At 56.7% G+C, this 18395-nt stretch carries 15 protein-coding genes; 7 read left to right on the forward strand and 8 right to left on the reverse strand.

Going from position 1 to position 18395, the window contains the following annotated elements; all coding sequences use genetic code 11:
• The first annotated feature begins 6 nt into the window (after positions 1 to 6).
• The 3 genes from menB to menE are packed head-to-tail and all read left to right on the forward strand — an operon-like array spanning position 7 to position 3181.
• Positions 7 to 864, forward strand: coding sequence for a 1,4-dihydroxy-2-naphthoyl-CoA synthase (gene menB, locus HX778_RS00620; RefSeq protein WP_038480914.1), 858 nt, complete (start codon positions 7 to 9; stop codon positions 862 to 864).
• Positions 864 to 1829, forward strand: coding sequence for an o-succinylbenzoate synthase (gene menC / locus HX778_RS00625; RefSeq protein WP_176981057.1), 966 nt, complete (start codon positions 864 to 866; stop codon positions 1827 to 1829). The genes menB and menC overlap by 1 nt, the downstream gene beginning before the upstream one ends.
• Positions 1826 to 3181 carry an o-succinylbenzoate--CoA ligase gene (gene menE / locus HX778_RS00630; RefSeq protein ID WP_176981058.1) on the forward strand — a complete coding sequence of 452 codons (1356 nt, stop codon included), beginning with the start codon at positions 1826 to 1828 and terminating at the stop codon, positions 3179 to 3181. Before menC ends, menE begins: the two co-directional genes overlap by 4 nt.
• Before the next feature lie 13 nt (positions 3182 to 3194).
• Here menE and katA read toward each other — a convergent pair whose 3' ends face one another.
• Positions 3195 to 4643, reverse strand: a complete 1449-nt coding sequence (gene katA / locus HX778_RS00635; protein ID WP_038480923.1) for a catalase KatA — start codon at positions 4641 to 4643, stop codon at positions 3195 to 3197.
• Between the two features lie 264 nt (positions 4644 to 4907).
• Between katA and HX778_RS00640 the strand changes: the two genes are divergently transcribed.
• Together HX778_RS00640 and HX778_RS00645 are read left to right on the forward strand one after the other, a co-directional pair.
• Positions 4908 to 5450 (forward strand): YfaZ family outer membrane protein, encoded by a 543-nt coding sequence (locus HX778_RS00640; protein WP_176981059.1) that lies wholly within the window; start codon positions 4908 to 4910, stop codon positions 5448 to 5450.
• 95 nt (positions 5451 to 5545) lie between these two features.
• On the forward strand, positions 5546 to 6742 hold the full coding sequence (locus HX778_RS00645) for a nicotinamide mononucleotide deamidase-related protein YfaY (RefSeq protein WP_176981060.1): 1197 nt from the start codon (positions 5546 to 5548) through the stop codon (positions 6740 to 6742).
• Between the two features lie 3 nt (positions 6743 to 6745).
• Here HX778_RS00645 and glpC read toward each other — a convergent pair whose 3' ends face one another.
• From glpC to glpA, 3 genes are read right to left on the reverse strand one after another with little or no spacing between them, the layout of a single operon-like run.
• On the reverse strand, positions 6746 to 7948 hold the full coding sequence (glpC, locus tag HX778_RS00650; protein ID WP_038480932.1) for an anaerobic glycerol-3-phosphate dehydrogenase subunit GlpC: 1203 nt from the start codon (positions 7946 to 7948) through the stop codon (positions 6746 to 6748).
• Positions 7935 to 9200 (reverse strand): glycerol-3-phosphate dehydrogenase subunit GlpB, encoded by a 1266-nt coding sequence (gene glpB, locus HX778_RS00655; protein WP_176981061.1) that lies wholly within the window; start codon positions 9198 to 9200, stop codon positions 7935 to 7937. The genes glpC and glpB overlap by 14 nt, the downstream gene beginning before the upstream one ends.
• Positions 9197 to 10807, reverse strand: a complete 1611-nt coding sequence (gene glpA, locus HX778_RS00660; protein ID WP_176981062.1) for an anaerobic glycerol-3-phosphate dehydrogenase subunit A — start codon at positions 10805 to 10807, stop codon at positions 9197 to 9199. The genes glpB and glpA overlap by 4 nt, the downstream gene beginning before the upstream one ends.
• 262 nt (positions 10808 to 11069) lie before the next feature.
• On the opposite strand from glpA, the gene glpT reads away from it, so the two are divergent.
• Both glpT and glpQ read left to right on the forward strand, forming a co-directional pair.
• Entirely contained in the window at positions 11070 to 12422 is a 1353-nt protein-coding gene (gene glpT / locus HX778_RS00665; protein ID WP_038480941.1) for a glycerol-3-phosphate transporter, read from the forward strand.
• A gap of 10 nt (positions 12423 to 12432) precedes the next feature.
• Entirely contained in the window at positions 12433 to 13497 is a 1065-nt protein-coding gene (gene glpQ / locus HX778_RS00670) for a glycerophosphodiester phosphodiesterase (RefSeq protein WP_038480944.1), read from the forward strand.
• 40 nt (positions 13498 to 13537) lie between these two features.
• Here glpQ and yfaE read toward each other — a convergent pair whose 3' ends face one another.
• The 4 genes from yfaE to ubiG all read right to left on the reverse strand — a co-directional run bounded on the left by yfaE (position 13538) and on the right by ubiG (position 18390).
• Positions 13538 to 13792 (reverse strand): class I ribonucleotide reductase maintenance protein YfaE, encoded by a 255-nt coding sequence (gene yfaE, locus HX778_RS00675; protein WP_038480947.1) that lies wholly within the window; start codon positions 13790 to 13792, stop codon positions 13538 to 13540.
• Positions 13793 to 13795: 3 nt separating this feature from the next.
• Positions 13796 to 14926 carry a class Ia ribonucleoside-diphosphate reductase subunit beta gene (gene nrdB, locus HX778_RS00680; RefSeq protein ID WP_038480950.1) on the reverse strand — a complete coding sequence of 377 codons (1131 nt, stop codon included), beginning with the start codon at positions 14924 to 14926 and terminating at the stop codon, positions 13796 to 13798.
• 103 nt (positions 14927 to 15029) lie between these two features.
• Positions 15030 to 17315, reverse strand: a complete 2286-nt coding sequence (gene nrdA / locus HX778_RS00685; protein ID WP_038480953.1) for a class 1a ribonucleoside-diphosphate reductase subunit alpha — start codon at positions 17313 to 17315, stop codon at positions 15030 to 15032.
• 355 nt (positions 17316 to 17670) lie between these two features.
• A complete protein-coding gene (gene ubiG / locus HX778_RS00690) occupies positions 17671 to 18390 on the reverse strand; it encodes a bifunctional 2-polyprenyl-6-hydroxyphenol methylase/3-demethylubiquinol 3-O-methyltransferase UbiG (protein ID WP_176981063.1) in 720 nt (239 codons plus the stop codon).
• Between the last annotated feature and the right edge of the window lie 5 nt (positions 18391 to 18395).

Below are 18395 nucleotides of genomic sequence, written 5' to 3' on the forward strand. Positions count from 1 at the left end.
TCTCTCATGATTTATCCTGATGAACAAATGCTTTACGCCCCGGTTGAATGGCTGGATTGCTCTGAAGGCTACACCGATATTCGCTACCATAAATCCAGCGACGGTATCGCCAAAATCACCATTAACCGCCCGGAAGTGCGTAATGCATTTCGTCCGCTGACCGTCAAAGAGATGATCAACGCCCTGGCCGACGCTCGCTATGACGACAATATCGGCACCATTATTCTGACCGGCGAAGGTGAAAAAGCCTTCTGTGCGGGCGGCGACCAGAAAGTGCGCGGCGACTACGGCGGCTATCAGGACACAAGCGGCGTTCATCACCTGAACGTGCTCGACTTCCAGCGTCAAATCCGCACCTGCCCTAAACCTGTTGTGGCGATGGTGGCCGGCTTTTCCATCGGCGGCGGCCATGTGCTGCACATGATGTGTGACCTGACTATCGCTGCTGAAAACGCCGTCTTTGGCCAGACTGGCCCGAAAGTAGGCTCTTTCGACGGCGGCTGGGGGGCTTCCTACATGGCACGTATCGTTGGTCAGAAAAAGGCTCGCGAAATTTGGTTCCTGTGCCGCCAGTACGATGCAAAAGAAGCGCTCGATATGGGGCTGGTGAATACCGTTGTGCCGATTGCTGACCTGGAAAAAGAAACCGTGCGCTGGTGCCGCGAGATGCTGCAAAACAGCCCGATGGCGCTGCGCTGCCTGAAAGCGGCGCTGAATGCCGACTGTGACGGCCAGGCCGGGCTACAGGAGCTGGCGGGGAACGCCACCATGCTGTTCTATATGACCGAGGAAGGTCAGGAAGGCCGCAACGCGTTTAACCAGAAACGTCAGCCGGACTTCAGCAAATTTAAACGGAATCCGTAATGCGCCGCGCGGCGCTGTGGCGCTTTCAAATCCCTATGGAGGCAGGCGTTGTGCTACGTGACCAGCGCCTCAAATTCAGAGAGGGCCTGCTGGTGCGGCTGACGCCGGGCGAGAGCACCGGATGGGGGGAAATATCTCCTCTACCTGGCTTTAGCGGTGAAAACCTCGCGGAAGCTCAGGCGCAGGCTGAGCGCTGGCTTGAACAATGGGTAGCCGATGAGTCGACTCCGCTGCCCGAGCTGCCGTCCGTCGCGTTCGGCCTGAGCTGCGCGCTGGTTGAAGCTAGCGGCACGCTGCCGCAGCCTGCGGACTACCGCGCGGCTCCGCTGTGTACCGGCGATCCTGACGAGTTGATTCTTGCGCTGGCGGCGATGCCTGGCGAAAAAGTGGCCAAGGTCAAAGTCGGCCTGTACGAAGCCGTGCGGGACGGCATGGTGGTTAATCTGCTGCTTGAGGCCGTGCCTGAACTGCATTTGCGTCTTGATGCCAACCGCAGCTGGACGCCGCTTAAGGCACTGCAGTTCGCTAAATACGTTAATCCTGATTACCGTTCGCGCATCGATTTTATCGAAGAACCGTGCAAAACCCGCGAGCAGTCTCGCGAGTTCAGTCGGGAAACGGGGATTGCAATTGCCTGGGACGAGAGCCTGCGAGAGAGTGATTTCGTTTTCGCCGCAGAGCCGGGCGTTTCGGCAGTGATTATCAAACCGACGCTAACCGGAAGCCTGGATAAAGTGCGTGAGCAGGTCACCTCCGCGCACAAATTAGGGTTAAAAGCGGTGATCAGCTCCTCCATTGAGTCGAGCCTGGGGCTGACCCAGTTGGCTCGCATCGCCGCCTGGCTGACGCCGGGAACCCTGCCGGGGCTGGATACTTTGTCGCTGATGCAGACACAGCTTGAGCGCAGCTGGCCGGGAAGCCCGCTGCCTTGCATAAGCGCCAGTCAGCTTGAGCGTATTCGATGAGCTTTACCGACTGGCCGTGGCGTCACTGGGCAAACGTCCGGGGCGCAAACGTCGCGCTCCGCCTCGATGATGAACGCTTAACCTGGCCAACCCTGTGTCAGCGCGTGGACGCGCTGGCGGGGGGCTTCCACCTGCAGGGTGTAAAAGAAGGCGATGGCGTTGCGCTGAAAGCGAAAAACGGCCCGCAAACGCTGCTTGCCTGGCTGGCGCTATTGCAGTGCGGTGCACGCGTTTTGCCGCTTAACCCACAGCTGCCTGATAGCCTGCTGGCACAGCTCCTGCCGTCGATGACGCTGGGCTACGGCATCACCTTAACCGACGTTTGTCCGGTCCCTGGCTTAACGCCGCTGCGGCTGGTGGATGCCGCGCCCTGGTGCGAAAGCTGGCGGCCGTCACGGCTGGCGTCAATGACGCTCACTTCCGGTTCAACCGGGTTACCCAAGGCCGCTGTGCATACATTATCCGCTCACCTCGCCAGCGCGGCGGGTGTGCTGTCGAGGATGGATTACGGCGCCGAAGATAGCTGGCTCTTGTCGTTACCGCTGTTCCACGTTTCCGGCCAGGGGATACTCTGGCGCTGGCTGCATGCCGGTGGGCAGCTGAAGGTTTCTTCTGCGCAGTCGATAAGCGAAGCCTTGCGGGAGTGCAGCCATGCCTCGCTGGTGCCGACTCAGCTGTGGCGGCTGCTGGAACAACGGCGGTCCCTGGCGCTGCGTGAAGTGCTGCTTGGCGGGGCAGCCATCCCCGTTGAACTGACGCAGCAGGCAGAAGCCCGCGGCGTGCGCTGCTGGTGTGGCTATGGCTTAACCGAGCTGGCTTCGACGGTCTGTGCGAAACGTGCCGACGGGCAGCCTGACGTTGGCGAACCGCTGCCGGGGCGGGAGGTGAAAATCGTCGATGAAGAAGTGTGGATCCGTGCGGATAGCCAGGCCAGCGGCTACTGGCGGGACGGGCAGCTTGTTCCGCTGGAGAATGAATACGGCTGGTTTGCTACCCGTGACCGGGGCGTTTTGCAGGCGGGACGCCTGACGATAATCGGACGCCTTGACAACCAGTTCTTCAGCGGCGGGGAAGGTATTCAGCCGGAAGAGGTGGAGCGGGTCATTGCGACACATCCTGCGGTACAGCAGGTGTTTGTGGTGCCCGTGGATGACGCTGAGTTTGGACAGCGGCCGGTTGCCGTTGTCGAGACTAATGCGGGATGTGATTTTAACGAGATTGCCGCCTGGCTTGACGGAAAGTTGCCCCGTTTTCAGCGGCCAGTGCGTTGGTTAACGCTGCCGCAGCCGCTAAAACAGGGCGGGATTAAAATCTCCCGCCGCAGGCTGATAGAGTGGGCTGCAGGGGCATAACCCCTGCAATATTTTACCTGTCGTTCTTAAGCGCTTTGAGTGCGTTAGCCACTCCCGCGCCGTATTCAGGATGAACCTGGCTGAACAGGCAAATCTGTCGCGCCTGAATACTTTCCGGCACGTCTTTCATCTCTCCGGCGATACGCGCAAACATGCGCTGATGCTCCTCATCGCTCAGCAGGTTGTACAGCGCCCGTGGCTGACTGAAATAGTCGGTATCTTCGCGATGGTTCCAGTGGTCGGCCGCGCCTTCAAGGCTTAGCGGCGGCTCGCTGAAATCTGGCTGCTCCTGGAAAACGTTGAAGCTGTTTGGCTCGTAGGTTGCGCCGTTGCCGCTGTTGTCGTCCACGCGCATTGCGCCGTCGCGGTGATAGTTATGGAACGGGCATTTTGGCGCATTCACCGGGATCTGATGATGGTTCACGCCAAGGCGATAGCGGTGCGCATCTCCGTAGGAGAACAGGCGGCCCTGCAGCATTTTATCCGGGGAGAAGCCAATGCCGGGTACCACGTTTGCCGGAGACATTGCCGCCTGTTCGACATCCGAGAAGTAATTTTCAGGGTTGCGATTCAGTTCGATATACCCGACCTCCATCAGAGGGTAGTCACCGTGCGGCCAGACCTTGGTCAGATCAAACGGGTTGTACGGTGTTTTTGACGCTTCGGCTTCCGGCATAATCTGAATGAACAGCTTCCAGCGTGGGAAGTCACCGGCCTCAATGGATTCGTACAGATCGCGCTGCGAGCTTTCGCGGTCTTCAGCGATGATTTTTCCCGCTTCTTCGTCCATCAGGTTCTCAATGCCCTGTTGGGTTTTAAAGTGGAATTTCACCCAGAAACGCTCGTTGTCTTTATTGATAAAACTAAAGGTATGACTGCCAAAGCCGTGGATATGGCGATAGGAACTCGGCAGGCCGCGATCGCTGAAATCAATGGTCAGTTGGTGAAGCGATTCCGGCAGATGCGAGAAGAAATCCCATTTATAGGTCGGGTTACGCAGGTTGGTGCGCGGGTCGCGTTTTACGACGTGGTTCAGGTCCGGGAACTTGAGCGGATCGCGGAGGTAGAATACCGGCGTGTTGTTACCCACCAGGTCCCAGTTGCCTTCCTCTGTATAGAATTTCATGGAAAAACCGCGGATATCGCGCTCGGCGTCGGCGGCGCCACGTTCACCGGCAACGGTGGAGAAACGCATAAACATTTCGGTTTTTTTGCCGACTTCCGAAAAGAGTTTTGCTCGGGTGTAGCGGGTGATGTCGTGAGTAACGGTAAAATGGCCGAAAGCGCCAGAACCTTTGGCGTGCATACGGCGCTCGGGAATAACCTCCCGGTCGAAATGCGCTAACTTTTCAAGAAACCAGACGTCCTGAAGCAGCATAGGGCCACGCGGGCCTGCGGTAGCGACGTTGTTGTTATCGGCAACGGGTGCGCCTGCGGCGGTGGTTAATCCTTTCTTGCTCATCAATGCCTCCCTAAGACCTGGGTCAAGTGGTTACAGAAAATGTTAAATATAGACCATATTTATAATGTGACTACATTCATTGCCGGAACACTGTTGCACTTTCCGCCGTCGTGGTTCATTGATCTTGTCCCCGGAAATGGTGTCTTTTCATTTCCTTACACTCAAGGAAATATTGGCATTTTCTAACGCGTTAATAAGATAATGCGCCACGCCATCCAATGGCGTTTTCAAGGGCAGCCCTTTTTCTTTTTCAGGAACCAAGGAATGAATAAATTACTTTTAGCCGGCGGCGCGGGTTTGCTGCTGGTTTCTGCAGGTGCCAGCGCGATTGGCGTGAGTGCTGAAGTCGGCAAGGAATACACTAATCTCGGCGTGGGTTTTGGCACCGAAAGCAGCGGCATTGCGGTAACCGGTAACTACGCGCACAACGACGACAACGGCGATGCCGTGGGTCTTGGCCTCGGCTTTAATATTCCTCTGGGGCCGATGATGGCAACCGTGGGGGGGCGTGGCGTTTACCTGCATCCAAAAGATCGCAAAGAAGGTTATGCGGTTGCGGCCGGCGGCGGCCTGAAATGGCCAATTACGCCTGATATTGCGGTGTTTGGCGATTACTACTACTCGCCAGATTCGCTGTCCAGCGGCGTGAAGGACTATAAAGAAGCAAGCGCAGGCGCAAGCTGGAACTTTATGCGTCCGTTCTCGGCTCAGGTGGGCTACCGTTACATCAGCCTTGGCGGCAAAGACGGTGACCGGACCGATACCGTTGCCGACGGTCCGTATGTGGGCGTCAGCGCCAGCTTCTAATTTCTTCCAGCGCGACGCTTCTGTTGCGCTTTTTCTTCCCGCCCGTTGTTCCCGTCTGCGCTATAGTGGGGCGTTCCCTTGCTGCGGAGTAGAAGATGTTAAAAGTAGAAATGCTGTCGACCGGTGACGAAGTGCTGTACGGGCAAATTACCGATACCAATGCAGCCTGGCTTGCCGATTATTTCTTTCACCAGGGTTTACCGATGTCGCGCCGTAATACGGTGGGCGACAGCCTTCCTGACCTGATTGCCATACTGCAAGAGCGCAGCCACCAGGCCGACGTACTGATTGTTAACGGCGGTCTGGGGCCCACAAGCGATGATTTAAGCGCGCTGGCGGCGGCTACCGCTGCGGGCGTTGAGCTGGTTGAGCATGCCGAATGGCTAGCCTGGATGGAGCAGTTTTTCGCCGAGCGTGGGCGAGTGATGGCCCCGAGCAACCGCAAGCAGGCACAAATTCCGGCCAACAGCGAAATGATCGACAACCCCGTGGGCACTGCCTGCGGTTTTGCAATGACCTTAAACCGCTGCCTGATGTTCTTCACGCCCGGCGTGCCATCAGAATTTAAGGCGATGGTAGATAAAGAAATTATGCCCCGGCTGCGCACGCGTTTTACGCTCCCTGAACCTCCAATATGCCTGCGTTTAACCACCTTTGGGCGCTCCGAAAGCGAGCTGGCGCAATGTCTTGATCCGCTGACGTTGCCGGAGAATGTGGTGATGGGGTATCGCTCGTCTATGCCGATTATCGAGCTTAAGCTCACCGGCCCGGCCAGCCAGCGTGAGGCGATGGAAGCGGTATGGCCAGAGGTGCGCCGTGTCGCCGGTGATAGCCTGATTTTTGAAGGAACCGAAGGGCTTCCGGCGCAAATAGCCCGCCGCCTCGCCGAGCGTTCACTGACTATCGCCGTGAGCGAACAGTTTACCGGCGGCCTGCTGGCGCTACAGCTGACAAGGGCGCAGGCTGCGCTGAAAGCTAGCCGTGTTTTACCGCAGGAGGCTGGCACGCTGGCGGAAGCGCTGAAGGCCAGCGCAGATCTGCGCCAGAGCCAGCAAAGCGGCGTGGCTCTGGTTATTGCCGGTGAGGAAGAGAGGCAAATCAACTTTGCTCTCTCCACGCCGGACGGCACCTTTGGCCTTGGCGTGAAGTTTGGTACCAGCCGCCATGCGCTGGCCATTCGTCAGGAAGTGTGCGCCATGATGGCGCTTAACGTGCTGCGTCGCTGGCTCAACGACCAGCCGCTGGAAACCGAGCACGGCTGGATTAAGGTTGTGGAATCAGCCAGCCTCTAAGCATCAGGCGAGCGCCCGTGCCAGCAGCGTAATCGGGTGCTCGCAGCGTTTGCTGGTGGACATCTCTATCTGCCATTTACAGGTTTCACAGTCGGTGACTACCAGGTCAACGCCGCTCTCTTCTATCTGCTGGAACAGCGGCGCGCCGATACGCTGGGAGGTCGGATAGTTTTCTTTTTTAAACCCATAGGTGCCGGCGATGCCGCAGCATTGGGAGTCCAGCATCACCAGCTCCACGCCGGGAATTCGGCGCAGCAGCTCAACGGAGTAAAGCGTCCAGCCCATTTTTTCCATATGACACGGCGTATGGTAAGCGATGCGAAGCGGCGTATTTTTTAGCGCTAATGTTCTGCCATCCTCTTCCAGAAGTTTCCAGATATAGCGGGTTGCCAGCTCAATGTGATCGCGGATCGGCGTGGTATCAACGCCGAGAATGTGCGGGTATTCATCGCGCAGGGTGAAGGTGCAGGTCGAAGAAGTTGCCACGACCGGTAGCCCGCGCTGAATAACCGCTTCTTCAAGCGAACTGGCATTTACCGCCGCCTGTTTTTTTGCCTTTTCAATAAAGCCGTTGGCGATGAGCGGTACGCCGCAGCACTTCTCTCTTTTCAGTAACTGAACGCCGATGCCCATCGCGTTAAGCACTTTAACCATATCTTTGCCGAGCTGGGGATGGTTGTAGTTCACGAAGCAGCCGTGGAAGAACGCGACCTGCTGCGGGAAGGTGGCCTGGCGCGCCGCCTGGCGTCGATACCACTGGCGGAAGGTGCCGAAGGAGTATTTGGGCAGTTCGCGGTGGGAATCAATGTTGAGCGCTTTATCCAGCAGCTTACGTACGGGCTTCATGCCGGTGGTGGCATTGACCAGCGGGGCAAAAGGCGTGGAGAGCGTGCCCATTAAATCGGTATGGCTGAGAATCGCGTCGCGCAGGGAAGGTTTATGCTCACCGTATCTGGCACGCGCCCGCTGGATGATGTCGCCAATTTTGACCTCGGACGGGCAGGAGACTTCGCAGCGTTTGCAGTTGGTGCAGTACTTCAGCGCGTCGTCATACAGCGAGGGATCTTTTAGTCTCAGCCTTTCGCCGTCGGGCCCGGCCTGTTTTGGCCCCGGATATTCCGGGCGTACGCGGCTAACCGGGCAGGCTGTGGTGCAGACCGTGCATTTAATACAGCTTTCAAAGCTGGTTTCATCAAGCAGGTTCATGGCAAGCCTCCGCGGCAGCAAGGATTTGTTCGGCAACACAGAGCGCCGTGAGCATAGAAACACCGGCCCCGCATCCTTGCTGGATGGGGTTAAAACCGCCCAGCACAGAGCCAATGGCATAAAGATTTCGCGTGTGTTCACCGTCATGGCTCGGCTGAAGCCGGGTATTCACTTTTAGCCCAAACTGCAGCCAGGGCTGAGGCGTAAAGAAATCGGTCTCACTCCATGAGGCGCGATCCCCCGGTACCTCCACGTCCAGCCCGAAGATAGGCTCAAAAACTCGCTGCCTGTCAGCTTCCAGCCCGCCGCTGAAAAAGCTTCCGCTGGCCAGAATGACATGACGGGTACGTAACGGAACTTCACGGTGATTTTTGGTGAACAGGGCGTTGATGCAGCCTCGTTCTAACTGAGCGCCGATGACGGTGTCTCCCGGCATGATAAGCCCGCCGAGGGATTGAAAGCGGCGGCGAAGCGCATTGTGGAGCCTCATTCCAGGTACAGAGGGCGGCAGGGTTGGGAGCAGTTTTACCGGCACGTTTAGCGCCTGCTGCAGGGCTGAAACCGTACTCTCTTCCAGACCGAAACAGGCGGGAAGGATCATCGCTTCACCGCTGCCCAATAGCAGCCTGAGTTCATCCACCAATGCCTGGTGATTTTCCGGCAGATCCAGCACCCGGGCGATGTTTACGGCGCGAAACTCGCTTGGGTTATCACGTAATACGTCAAGCACGGGTAAGGTGAGTTCGGCGACGTGTGCGGCACAGCCCGAGGACGAAAGCGAACCGGCCACCAGCTCTGCCTGAAAGTCCAGAAAACCTGCGATATTAATTACCGTCACTTTTTGCCACGGCAGTGGAGCCTGAGGCACCTCCGGCGGGCTTAGCCAGCAGGCTCTTTGCTTACCCAGCGGGGTGATTCTCAGGTGGTTTTGGCGATAATGGCCCGTCAAGGGGATGCCAGCCCTTGCCAGCAGTTGTTCGCTTTCTGCGGCAAAAGCCAACACGCTTTCTTTGCCCATCAGGCTGTAGGGATGTTGGGGGGCCTGTTCAGCCAGGCTTTCCAGCGCGGCCTCAGGCTCCTGAACCGGGCTGCCGTCCGGCAGCGCCGAGAGCAAATCCAGCGAGCCGGAAGAGAAGTGCAGGGCGCTTTGCCCGCGGCTGACGATAGCGCAGCGTTGCCCGTTTTCCGCCAGCTTTATGCCTGCGGTCAGTCCGGCCAGGCCGCTGCCGATGATGATAGTGTCGAATTTCATCCCTGTTCTCCGTTATCCAGGCCGCACAATCCCTGGTAAACCCAGGTGGTAAATTCGCTTTCGCGCAACGCATTTCCCCAGGCTATCGGGCGGACGCCTTTCCAGCGTTCGTTGAGGAAGTGGGAAAGCTGTTCCAGAGATTGTGCCGGTGTGGTGAGCTGGAAGCGCTGCAGCAGGCCCGCGGCACGGCAGGCGCAAAGTTCGCCCTGGCAGGTACCCATGCCCACACGCGTTCTGCGGCGTAAATCACCCAGGCTTTTTACGCCGAGGGCGTCGATGGCATAGCGAACCTCACCGGAGGTGACGGCTTCGCATTCGCAAACCAGGCTGTTGCTAAGCCGGCTGTTATTCAGCAGGCGGGTAGCGCGATCGCCGTGCCGCCAGACGGCCGACCCGCGAATCGTAGGCGGTAAGGAGATAACTTTGCCCAGCGTTTGCTCTGCCGTTTGTTCGGATCCCGGCAGCGGCGTCGAAGCTGTGGAGCAGGGGATATTGTTCCCAAGCCGCTCGCAAACCAGGTCGGTGGCCCATTCCGCCATCAGGCGGTAGGTCATGAGTTTGCCGCCGGTAATGGTGATAAAGCCGTCCATACCGTCGCGTTTTGCGTGATCCAACAGCACAATCCCACGGCTGACGCTGCGCCCCGTCGGATCGTTATCGCTGGCGACCAGAGGCCTGACGCCTGCGTAGGCCCGAAGAATGCGGGTTCGGCCCAGTACCGGAGCCAGTTTTTCACCTTCACGGATCAGAATATCTACCTCATCCGGCGTGACGGACATATTGTCAATCTGGTCGTAGTCAATGTGCGTGGAGGTGGTGCCAATAAGCGAGATGGTGTCGCCGGGGACAAGGATATCGGCGTCTGCCGGTTTACGGCAGCGGTTGATGACCATGTTATTGATTCTGTGGCCGAGGATCAGCAGCGCGCCTTTAGCCGGGAACATTTTTACGTTGAGATCGGCGTATTCCGCGATGCGTTGCCCCCAGATACCCGCAGCATTAACCACCATAGGCGCGCGGAATTCTCCTGCTTGCCTGGTGAGATGATTGAATACGCGCACGCCGCAAACCCGGGAGCCTTCGCGAATCAGGCCGGTGATTTCGCAGCCTGTCAGAACTTCAGCCCCGTGTTCCTTCGCATCGAGCATATTGGCTGCGGTCAGGCGGAAAGGATCGACCGTCCCGTCCGGCACGCGAACGGCACCGATTAACGTTGGGTTTGCGGACGGCTCCAGCCGCAGCGCTTCTTTGGGATCAAGCGCTTGTGCATCGATACCGGCCTGGCGACAGGCGGTGATAAATCCGCTTTGAAACGCGAGATCGTCTTCCGGAAGGGTGATAAACAGGCCGTCCGTAGGTTCGATGCAGTGGCGGGCGATGCGCCGCAGAATGCGGTTTTCTTCGATACACTCTTTTGCGGATTCACCGTCGGTGACCGCATAGCGAGCGCCGCTGTGGAGCAGGCCATGATTGCGGCCCGTCGCGCCTGTAGCGATGTCATGGCGCTCGAGCAGCAGCACTTTCAGTCCGCGTCGGGCGCAGTCGCGCGCGATCCCGGCGCCGGTTGCTCCTCCGCCGATAATAATCACGTCCGTTTCTCTGCTCACATGGCGTTCCTTTTATCCCTTCTTTATTTACCGTTATTCAGCCATAAATAAAGTACGAAATGTTTGATTGCGAGCAAATTCGAGCAATAAACGAAAGTTATTCATGACGAAATGCACCTTTTCGCCTTTTTGTAATAAAAATGTAACATTGTGTGCGATGTTTCACAGTAAATACGCGCATAGATAACTAACATGCGCTCGCAAAAGAACATTTGGCGGGAGCCGCTTGCTCCCGCTGAACACCAACGCCACGGAGGCTCGTATGTTAAGTATCTTCAAACCCGCCGCGCATAAGACGCGTTTGTCAGAGGAGCAGATAGATCCGACCTATCGCCGCCTGCGCTGGCAAATTTTCATGGGTATCTTCTTCGGTTATGCGGCTTACTATCTGGTAAGGAAAAACTTCACCCTTGCGATGCCGTATCTGGTGGAGCAGGGCTTCTCCCGCGGCGATCTCGGTTTTGCACTTTCCGGGATTTCGATTGCCTACGGATTTTCGAAATTCATCATGGGATCGGTCTCTGACCGTTCGAATCCGCGCGTTTTCCTGCCTGCCGGGTTGATTCTCGCCGCCGCCGTCATGCTATTTATGGGCTTTGTGCCGTGGGCAACGTCCAGCATCGCCGTGATGTTTGTGCTGCTGTTCGCCTGTGGCTGGTTCCAGGGCATGGGGTGGCCGCCGTGTGGGCGCACCATGGTGCACTGGTGGTCGCAGAAGGAGCGTGGGAGCATTGTTTCCGTCTGGAACTGCGCCCATAACGTGGGCGGTGGTCTTCCTCCACTGCTGTTCCTGTTGGGCATGGCGTGGTTTAACGACTGGCATGCGGCGCTGTATATGCCTGCTTTTGCGGCGATCGTTGTGGCGATTATTGCTTTCGGTTTGATGCGTGATACGCCGCAATCCTGTGGCCTGCCGCCGATTGAAGAGTACAAAAACGACTACCCGGACGATTACAGTGAGAAAGCGGAAGAAGAGCTGACGGCGAAGCAGATCTTCATGAAGTATGTCTTCCCGAACCGCCTGCTGTGGTACATCGCCATTGCCAACGTGTTTGTCTATCTGCTGCGCTACGGCATTCTGGACTGGTCGCCAACTTACCTGAAAGAAGTGAAGCACTTCGCGCTGGATAAATCCTCGTGGGCCTACTTCCTTTATGAGTACGCGGGTATCCCCGGCACGCTGCTTTGCGGCTGGATGTCGGACAAGGTATTTAAAGGTAACCGTGGCGCAACCGGCGTGTTCTTCATGGTGCTGGTGACAATTGCCACCGTGGTTTACTGGCTCAACCCGCCGGGCAATCCGGGCGTGGACATGGCCTGTATGATTGTTATCGGCTTCCTGATTTATGGCCCTGTGATGCTGATTGGCCTGCATGCGCTGGAGCTTGCCCCGAAGAAAGCCGCAGGCACGGCGGCGGGCTTTACCGGACTGTTTGGCTACCTGGGCGGCTCGGTCGCGGCCAGCGCCATTGTCGGCTATACCGTGGACTTCTTCGGCTGGGACGGCGGCTTTATCGTGATGATTGGCGGCAGCGTTTTGGCCGTGCTGCTGCTGATTGTGGTGATGATTGGCGAGCGTAAGCATCGCGATGAAAAATTGTTGAAGAACGGCTAAGGGGAGCAGAATGAAACTGATGGCAAAATCCTTACTGGCGGGCGTGGTGCTGGTGGCGACCAGCAGCGTATTCGCCCAGACCACGGACAAAATAGTGATTGCCCACCGGGGTGCCAGCGGCTATCTGCCTGAGCATACGTTGCCGGCAAAAGCGATGGCCTACGCTCAGGGCGCGGACTACCTTGAGCAAGATCTGGTGATGACCAAAGACGACAGGCTGGTGGTGCTTCATGACCACTATCTGGACAGGGTGACCGACGTCGCGAAGCGCTTCCCGGACCGTGCACGTAAAGATGGCCGCTACTACGCCATCGACTTTACGCTGGCGGAAATCAAGTCCCTCAGGTTCACCGAAGGTTTTGATATCGTTGACGGCAAGCAGGTGCAGACCTATCCGGGGCGCTTCCCGATGGGCAAATCCGACTTCCGGGTGCACACCTTTGAAGAAGAAATCGAGTTTGTTCAGGGGCTGAACCATTCCACCGGCAAGAACATCGGCATTTATCCTGAGATAAAAGCGCCGTGGTTCCACCATCAGGAAGGGAAGGATATCGCGGCGAAAACCCTCGAGGTGCTCAAGCGATACGGCTACACCGGCAAGCAGGATAAGGTTTATCTCCAGTGCTTTGACGCCGCAGAGCTTAAGCGCATTAAAAACGAGCTTGAGCCGAAAATGGGCATGAACCTTAATCTGGTGCAGCTTATCGCCTATACCGACTGGAATGAGACTCAGGAAAAACAGCCGGACGGCAAGTGGGTGAACTACAGCTACGACTGGATGTTTAAGCCTGGCGCGATGAAGCAGATAGCCCAGTATGCCGACGGTATCGGCCCGGACTACCACATGCTGGTGGAGAAGGCATCAACCAAAGGCAAAGTGAAGCTCAGCGATATGGTAACCGAAGCGCACGCCAGCAAACTGACGGTGCATCCTTATACGGTGAGGGCGGACGCGCTGCCGGACTACGTCAGCGATGTGAATCAGCTGTATGACGTGCTGTACAACAAAGCCGGCGTGGACGGGCTGTTTACCGACTTCCCGGACAAAGCTGTGCGGTTTCTTAATAAGCCGTAATCATTAATGAAAAAGGCCGCATTCGCGGCCTTTTTAACAACTACATCTCGATTTCTATATCGCCCCGGGCCTTGCAGCAGCAGGGGAGAATTTCACCGGGCTGGATAAACGCCAGGGGCTCGGTCAGCCACTGCACTTCACCCGCCAGCAGCCGGGTGCGGCATGAGCCGCAATAGCCTTCCCGACACTGATACTCTACGCAGACTTTGTGGGACTCCAGCGCCGCCAGTAGCGAAGGGTGTTCCTCTTCGCTCATCAGCTGCGCGCCGGTAATGCTGAGCGTGATACGGCTCATTGCTTACAGCTGGAAGTTGCTCAGATCGTCGGTATCGACTTCCGAGTCAATCTGGCCCACCAGATAGGAGCTGACTTCAACTTCCTGCGGGGCAACCTGCACGTTATCGGACACCAGCCACGCGTTGATCCACGGAATCGGGTTAGAACGGGTCTGGAACGGCAGGTCGAGGCCCACGGCCTGCATGCGGATGTTGGTGATGTACTCCACATACTGGCAGAGGATGTCTTTGTTCATCCCAATCATCGAGCCGTCGCGGAACAGGTATTCGGCCCACTCTTTTTCCTGCTGGGCGGCCAGCACGAACAGGTCGTAGCATTCCTGACGACATTCAACGGCGATTTCCGCCATTTCGGGATCGTCTTCTCCGCTGCGCAGCAGGTTCAGCATATGCTGAGTGCCGGTCAGGTGCAGGGCTTCATCACGGGCAATCAGCTTGATGATTTTGGCGTTACCTTCCATCAGTTCGCGCTCGGCGAAGGCGAAGGAGCAGGCGAAGCTTACGTAGAAGCGAATCGCTTCCAGGGCGTTAACGCTCATCAGGCAGAGGTACAGCTGTCGTTTCAGCGCGCGCAGGTTCACGGTAACGGTTTTGCCGTTCACGTTGTGCGTGCCTTCGCCCAGCAGATGCCAGTAGCTGGTCATCTCAATCAGGTCGTCGTAGTAGCCAGAGATGTCTTTGGCGCGCTTGAGGATTTCCTGGTTGGTCACGATATCGTCGAAGACAATCGCCGGATCGTTCACGATGTTGCGGATGATGTGGGTGTAGGAGCGAGAGTGAATGGTCTCGCTAAACGCCCAGGTTTCGACCCAGGTTTCCAGTTCAGGAATAGAAATCAGCGGCAGCAGCGCAACGTTCGGGCTGCGGCCCTGGATGGAGTCAAGCAGCGTCTGGTACTTCAGGTTGCTGATGAAGATGTGTTTCTCATGCTCCGGCAGCGCCTGGAAGTCGATACGGTCGCGGGAGACGTCCACTTCTTCCGGACGCCAGAAGAAGGAGAGCTGCTTTTCAATCAGCTTTTCGAAGATGTCGTATTTCTGCTGGTCGTAGCGCGCCACGTTAACCGACTGGCCAAAGAACATAGGCTCGGCGAGCTGATCGTTTTTCGTCTGTGAAAAAGTAGTGTAAGCCATTTATTTGTATTCCATAATTTTTTCCCCTCACCCTGACCCTCTCCCAAAGGGAGAGGGAACTGGCCCGGTGCCGGGAGAAACAGAGGTGAGGGAAAAACGAAAATCAGATTTTACATGCACCGCTTTCGCAGCCATCGTCCTGGATGGAAGGAGCCAGGTCATCCTGAGTATCTTCCGCGCCGTCGCGGGTGTTTTGATAGTACAGGGTTTTCACGCCGAATTTATAGGCGGTGAGCAGATCCTTCAGCAACTGCTGCATCGGCACTTTGCCCGACGGGAAGCGCGTTGGATCGTAGTTGGTGTTGGCAGAGATCGACTGGTCGATAAACTTCTGCATCAGGCCAACCAGCTGCAGATAACCGTCGTTGCTCGGCATTTCCCACAGCAGCTCGTAGTTGTTTTTCAGCGCTTCATAATCCGGCACGACCTGGCGCAGGATCCCGTCTTTCGACGCTTTAATGCTGATGTGGCCGCGCGGCGGCTCAATGCCGTTGGTGGCGTTAGAGATCTGCGAGGAGGTCTCAGACGGCATCAGGGCAGAAAGCGTGGAGTTGCGCAGGCCGTGAGTTTTGATGGACTCACGCAGGCCTTCCCAGTCCAGATGCAGCGGCTCGTTGCTGATAGCATCCAGGTCTTTCTTATAGGTATCGATCGGCAGAATGCCTTTCGCATAGGTGGTTTCGTTGAACCACGGGCAGGCGCCTTGCTCTTTCGCCAGCTCGTTTGAGGCTTTCAGCAGGTAGTACTGAATCGCTTCGAAGGTCTTGTGCGTCAGGTTGTTTGCGCTGCCGTCAGAGTAACGCACGCCGTGCTTCGCCAGATAGTAGGCAAAGTTAATCACCCCGATACCCAGCGTACGACGACCCATTGCGCCGCGTTTCGCCGCCAGAATTGGGTAATCCTGATAGTCGAGCAGGGCGTCGAGGGCGCGTACCGCCAGCACGGCCATCTCTTCCAGGTCTGCCAGGCTTTCGATCACGCCAAGGTTGAACGCGGACAGCGTACACAGGGCAATTTCGCCGTTTTCATCGTTCACGTCGTCCAGCGGTTTGGTCGGCAGGGCGATTTCCAGGCACAGGTTTGACTGGCGTACCGGCGCAATCGCCGGATCGAACGGGCTGTGGGTGTTGCAGTGGTCAACGTTCTGGATGTAGATACGGCCGGTAGAGGCGCGTTCCTGCATCATCAGAGAGAACAGCTCGACCGCTTTCACGCGCTGTTTGCGGATGCTGTCGTCTTTCTCGTACTTGGTGTAGAGGCGCTCGAACGCATCCTGGTCAGCGAAGAAAGCATCATACAGCCCCGGCACGTCAGACGGGCTGAACAGAGTGATCTCTTCGCCCTTCAGCAGGCGGGTGTACATCAGCTTGTTGATCTGTACGCCGTAGTCCATGTGACGCACGCGGTTGCCTTCTACGCCACGGTTGTTTTTCAGCACCAGCAGGCTTTCAACTTCCAGGTGCCACATTGGGTAGAACAGGGTGGCAGCCCCGCCGCGCACGCCGCCCTGAGAGCAGGACTTCACCGCGGTCTGGAAGTGTTTGTAGAACGGGATACAGCCGGTGTGGAACGCTTCCCCGCCGCGAATCGGGCTGCCCAGCGCACGAATACGGCCGGCGTTGATGCCGATGCCTGCGCGCTGAGAAACATACTTCACGATAGCGCTGGAGGTGGCGTTGATTGAATCCAGGCTGTCGCCGCACTCGATCAGGACGCAGGAGCTGAACTGGCGAGTAGGGGTGCGCACGCCGGACATGATTGGCGTAGGCAGAGAAATTTTGAAGGTGGAAACCGCGTCATAGAAACGCTTAACGTAGCTGAGGCGGGTTTCACGCGGGTAGCCGGAGAACAGGCAGGCGGCGACCAGAATATACAGGAACTGCGCGCTCTCGTAGATTTCGCCAGAGACGCGGTTCTGCACGAGGTATTTACCTTCGAGCTGTTTAACGGCCGCGTAGGAGAAGTTCATATCACGCCAGTGATCGATGAAATCGTTCATCTGCTCGAACTCTTCTTCCGTGTAGTCTTCCAGCAGGTGACGATCGTATTTGCCCAGCTCAACCATTTTCACAACCTGATCGTAAAGCTTCGGTGGCTCAAACTGGCCATAAGCTTTTTTACGCAGGTGGAAAATCGCCAGGCGTGCGGCAAGGTACTGGTAATCCGGTGCGTCACGGGAAATCAGGTCGGCGGCAGCCTTGATGATGGTTTCATGAATGTCAGAGGTCTTAATGCCGTCATAAAACTGGATATGGGAACGCAGCTCAACCTGAGAAACGGAGACGTTGTTCAGCCCTTCAGCGGCCCAGTCGAGTACTCGATGAATTTTATCCAGATTGATGCGCTCTTTGCTGCCATCGCGTTTTGTAACCAGCAGACTCTGATTCATGTGAGTTTTACCTGTCCGTGAGATGAGTTTTCCCCTGATTTATGCACATTTGCCAGCCTGTGACTAACTCTGTGGATAAATACTATATATAGGGGGTGGGTGACAAAATGGTCACTAGATGGTGAGTATTCTAGTAAGGAATCCGTTCAGTACAAGTATTGATTTCATCAATAAAATGAGGTTCCCCAGGGCGCTTTTTTCGTAAGTCCACGTCACGTAAGGCTTGAGGGAATTGTCAATGGGATGCAAAAAAAATGAAAATTTTGATCGGGTGCTGATTTCTTAAACTTCATCGATAATTGCGCAACGATTCTGGCGCAATTATCGATAATCAATCCTTATACGATATGCCGATTTATGCTTCAGTATGCAGCATATAATTAACATCTACCCCTGGGCCGAGCTTGAACACATTGGTGACGGGGTTGAAATGTAAGCCGGTCATGTGGCGCTCGCGGAGAGGGGTTTCATCCACCCAGCGTAACAGCTCGGCGGGCTTGATGAACTTTTTAACATCGTGCGTGCCTTTCGGCACCATGCGCATCACATACTCAGCGCCGACGACGGCCATCAGCCAGGCTTTGCCGTTGCGGTTGATGGTAGAGAAGAAAACGTGGCCGCCGGGTTTAACCAGGCGAGCACAGGCGTGGACCACCGACTGCGGGTCAGGGACGTGCTCCAGCATTTCCATGCAGGTCACAACGTCATACTGCCCGGCGTGTTTAGTCGCGTGTTCTTCGACCGTCTCCTGGACGTAATTGACCTTAACGCCGCTTTCCAGCGCGTGCAGGCGGGCAACCTGCAGCGGTTCAAAGCCCATGTCCAGGCCGGTGACGTTAGCGCCTTCACGCGCCATGCTCTCCGCAAGAATGCCGCCGCCGCAGCCAACGTCGAGAACGGTTTTGCCGAACAGCCCACCGGCGCGCTGGTTGATATAGCCTAAACGCAGCGGGTTGATGCGGTGCAGCGGCTTAAATTCACCTTCCAGATCCCACCAGCGGGAAGCGACAGCTTCAAATTTGGCGATTTCCTCGTGGTCGACGTTCTGCGTAACCGGTTGGTTTTCAGCATTCATTACAG

Origin of the sequence: Cedecea sp. P7760 (genome assembly GCF_013386425.1) — a bacterium.
GTDB lineage: Bacteria > Pseudomonadota > Gammaproteobacteria > Enterobacterales > Enterobacteriaceae > Cedecea > Cedecea selenatireducens.

What these genes read in the sequence shown, in the direction of transcription:
- katA (WP_038480923.1), bottom strand. Translation starts at nt 4,643, where the DNA reads ATGAGCAAGAAAGGATTAACCACCGCCGCAGGCGCACCCGTTGCCGAT.
- ubiG (WP_176981063.1), bottom strand. Translation starts at nt 18,390, where the DNA reads ATGAATGCTGAAAACCAACCGGTTACGCAGAACGTCGACCACGAGGAA.
- glpB (WP_176981061.1), bottom strand. Translation starts at nt 9,200, where the DNA reads ATGAAATTCGACACTATCATCATCGGCAGCGGCCTGGCCGGACTGACC.
- yfaE (WP_038480947.1), bottom strand. Translation starts at nt 13,792, where the DNA reads ATGAGCCGTATCACGCTCAGCATTACCGGCGCGCAGCTGATGAGCGAA.
- glpQ (WP_038480944.1), top strand. Translation starts at nt 12,433, where the DNA reads ATGAAACTGATGGCAAAATCCTTACTGGCGGGCGTGGTGCTGGTGGCG.
- glpT (WP_038480941.1), top strand. Translation starts at nt 11,070, where the DNA reads ATGTTAAGTATCTTCAAACCCGCCGCGCATAAGACGCGTTTGTCAGAG.
- HX778_RS00640 (WP_176981059.1), top strand. Translation starts at nt 4,908, where the DNA reads ATGAATAAATTACTTTTAGCCGGCGGCGCGGGTTTGCTGCTGGTTTCT.
- nrdB (WP_038480950.1), bottom strand. Translation starts at nt 14,926, where the DNA reads ATGGCTTACACTACTTTTTCACAGACGAAAAACGATCAGCTCGCCGAG.
- menB (WP_038480914.1), top strand. Translation starts at nt 7, where the DNA reads ATGATTTATCCTGATGAACAAATGCTTTACGCCCCGGTTGAATGGCTG.
- glpC (WP_038480932.1), bottom strand. Translation starts at nt 7,948, where the DNA reads ATGAACCTGCTTGATGAAACCAGCTTTGAAAGCTGTATTAAATGCACG.
- HX778_RS00645 (WP_176981060.1), top strand. Translation starts at nt 5,546, where the DNA reads ATGTTAAAAGTAGAAATGCTGTCGACCGGTGACGAAGTGCTGTACGGG.
- nrdA (WP_038480953.1), bottom strand. Translation starts at nt 17,315, where the DNA reads ATGAATCAGAGTCTGCTGGTTACAAAACGCGATGGCAGCAAAGAGCGC.
- menC (WP_176981057.1), top strand. Translation starts at nt 864, where the DNA reads ATGCGCCGCGCGGCGCTGTGGCGCTTTCAAATCCCTATGGAGGCAGGC.
- menE (WP_176981058.1), top strand. Translation starts at nt 1,826, where the DNA reads ATGAGCTTTACCGACTGGCCGTGGCGTCACTGGGCAAACGTCCGGGGC.